The organism is Levilactobacillus enshiensis (assembly GCF_007115095.1).
In the GTDB taxonomy this organism is placed as follows: Bacteria; Bacillota; Bacilli; order Lactobacillales; family Lactobacillaceae; genus Levilactobacillus; species Levilactobacillus enshiensis.
Genome location: NZ_SULH01000001.1, coordinates 536,065 through 536,672, shown reverse-complemented (window position 1 = coordinate 536,672; position 608 = coordinate 536,065). Strand labels below are relative to the sequence as shown.

Genomic DNA, 608 nt, shown 5'->3' with positions numbered 1-608 from the left:
TGTTTGGTTTTCTTCGCCAGTTTGCTCTGGCTCGGTAAAAACACCGTCGTCCTCATCTAAAAGTGATAACTGATCTGGATCGACTTGCTCGGCTTTTTTACCGAAGAGTTTTCTCGTCAGGTAATCAATAATTTCGGCTTGCTCTTTTACCTTTTGAGTCAACATAGCGATTTGTTCTTGTTCAGAAGTCATTGGGCCATCCCACCATTCATTACTAATCAATTTTGAGTTTACCATAGCCTTCTCCGCATGAATAGCTATCTTTTCGTGGTCAAGCTTATCTGTCTTGGCGGCCTGATTTTGTGGATGGTCGCGTCAAGCGACCACCCACTCAATAGACGGTTTAATTGCTTGAGATTAAGCTTGCGAACGGCATTCTGATTAGTCGGCCACTGAAGCCGACCATTCTCAAGTCGTTTGTATAAAAGGAGAAAGCCGTCGCCGTCCCAATAGAGGGCCTTGAAACGGTCCTTCCTAGTCCCACAAAATAGATACAGTGCTCGGTTGTACGGATCTAATTCAAACTGCTCTTGAACAATAGCCGCTAAACCATCAATTCCACGCCGTAAGTCAGTCTTGCCACAAACAATGAATACTTGTCTAACTCT

The 608-nt window shown here is 44.2% G+C and carries 2 protein-coding genes; both read right to left on the bottom strand.

Annotated elements, in window-relative coordinates:
* A partial coding sequence (locus FAY32_RS02540; RefSeq protein WP_191988129.1) for a transposase occupies nucleotides 1–192 on the bottom strand: 192 nt, incomplete at its 3' end.
* 65 nt (nucleotides 193–257) lie between these two features.
* The coding region (gene tnpB, locus FAY32_RS02535) for an IS66 family insertion sequence element accessory protein TnpB (RefSeq protein WP_143461907.1) at nucleotides 258–608 on the bottom strand (351 nt) is incomplete at its 5' end.